This is a genomic window from Streptomyces sp. NPDC005799 (assembly GCF_040630525.1).
GTDB lineage: Bacteria > Actinomycetota > Actinomycetes > Streptomycetales > Streptomycetaceae > Streptomyces > Streptomyces griseorubiginosus_B.
In genome coordinates, this window is sequence record NZ_JBEXXQ010000191.1 from 1 (window position 1) to 1,943 (window position 1,943).

The 1,943-nt window shown below is 72.6% G+C and carries 2 protein-coding genes and 1 pseudogene; all 3 read right to left on the bottom strand.

Annotated features, from left to right (window positions below; translation table 11 throughout):
• Positions 1-500 (bottom strand): beta-galactosidase (locus tag ABZ453_RS51135; protein ID WP_359026928.1); only part of this gene is annotated, 500 nt, incomplete at its 3' end.
• A complete protein-coding gene (locus ABZ453_RS51140; protein WP_359026930.1) occupies positions 497-1,810 on the bottom strand; it encodes a glycoside hydrolase family 36 protein in 1,314 nt (437 codons plus the stop codon). The genes ABZ453_RS51140 and ABZ453_RS51135, both read right to left, overlap by 4 nt.
• A 38-nt stretch (positions 1,811-1,848) precedes the next feature.
• Positions 1,849-1,943: pseudogene (locus ABZ453_RS51145) on the bottom strand (carbohydrate ABC transporter permease); the annotation flags it as partial.

The window sequence follows — 1,943 nt, forward strand, 5'->3', positions numbered from 1 at the left end:
GCCGCCGCGCTGGTGTCGCAGTAGCAGGCCGCGTTGTGGCAGCCGTACTCGTTGTGGACGTGCCACATCACCACGGCCGGGTGGTCGGCGTAGCGGCGGGCCAGTTCGCCGGTGATCCGCAGGGCCGCCTCGCGGTAGGCGGGGCTGGACGGGCAGAACGTCTGGCGGCTGCCGTACGACAGCCTGCGGCCGTCCTTGTCGACCGGCAGGGCGTCCGGGTGCGCGACGAAGAACCAGGCCGGCGGGGCCGCCGTCGGGGTCGCGAGGTCGGCGGCGATGCCGTGGGCGTGCAGCAGGTCGAGGATGCGGTCCAGGCGCGAGAAGTCGTAGGTGCCCTCGGCGGGTTCGAGCAGCGCCCAGGAGAAGATGTTGACGCTGACCATGGTGACCCCGGCCTCGGCCATCAGGCGCATGTCCTCGGCCCAGACCTCCTCGGGCCACTGCTCCGGGTTGTAGTCGCCGCCGTAGGCGATGCCCGGCACGTTCAGGGCGCGGCTCACTTCGCGCCTCCCGACAGCAGACGGCGCGTGGTGGCCACGCCCCACGCGTCCAGGGACAGCAGACGGTCGCTGGAGGCCATCAGACCGCCGGTCGCCGCCACGTGCGCGGCCCAGCGCTCGCGCGTCTCCACGGCCGGGCGGGCCATCAGGCAGTCCGGGTCGTTGATCCAGAACCGGCCGTGCTGCCACTGGCGGCCGGCGCCGGTGAACTCGGCCGGGTCCTGGCCGGGCTGGCTGTAGTCGTCCGCCTCGGGGCGGCGGTGCGGGGCCGTGTCGGGGCTCACCCGCATCGCGTCGAACAGGCCGATGGAGGGCAGGATGGGCGCCCCGCAGCCGAGCAGGTACGCGTCCGGGCCGATCGCCTCACGGATGAGCTCGATCCCGGAGCGGTACGCCGTCAGCGCGTCGACGGAGGCGTGCCGTACGCCCTCCAGCGCGCCCGCGTAGAGGAAGTCGACCTTGAAGTAGTCGTAGCCCTCGGCGCGCAGGGTGCGGAAGACCTCGGTCAGGTAGGCCGCCGCCTCGGGGTGGGTGGTGTCCAGCACCCGCAGGTCGTGGCCCCAGTTGCGGCCGGCGTGCGTGAACCCGCCGTCGGTGTCGTGGACCAGCCAGTCGGGGTGCTCGGTGGCCAGTTCGCTCGCCGGGTCCACCAGGAAGGGGGCCGTCCAGATACCGGCCCGCCGGCCGCGCGCCCGGATGGCGTCGGCGATGCCCGCGCGGGAGCGGAAGCGTCCGGAGAGGGTGAGCCAGTCGCCGAGGGCGCTCTGGTAGCCGTCGTCGATCTGCACCACGTCGACGGGCAGGTCGAGGGTGTCCATCGCCCGGAGGTTCTCGTGGATGTCGTCCTCGGTGACCTCGGTGAAGTACTCGTACCAGGAGCACCAGACCGTAGGTGCCGGGCGCGGCGGCTCGACGCCGAGGCTCTCGGCCCAACTGCCCAGCGCCTCCTGGATGTCCGTGCCCCTCCACTCCTTCACCGCGCCGTCCGCGCTGACCTCCGCGAGGCCGTCCGTCACCGTCAGACGGATCGACGCAACCTCGCCCGTGGGGTCCACGGCCGCCCAGAGCCGGGTCGGCGAACCGTCACCGGGATCGAGCGCCAGCAGGCCCTCCCCCTGGAAGACGCCCTCGGGGACGGTGACGCCCGGGCGGTAACAGACCGTCGCCCAGTTGTCGTTGGTCGGGCGGTACGGCTTCTCACCGAGGGCGTAGGCGCCGCTGGGGCTCCAGGACTGCCAGCCCTCCTCGTGGACACGGGCGTTGGCCGGATCCACGGGGACGGAGGCCACGGGGGTGAAGGGGTGGTGCACGGGGGTCTCTTCCATGTGAGGGCTCGGCGTCGAGGGGGTCAGCCCTTGTTGGCGCCGAGGGTGAGGCCGCTGACGAACTGGCGTTGCAGGACGAAGTAGACGATGAGGGTGGGGATGGCGGTGAGGAGGGCGC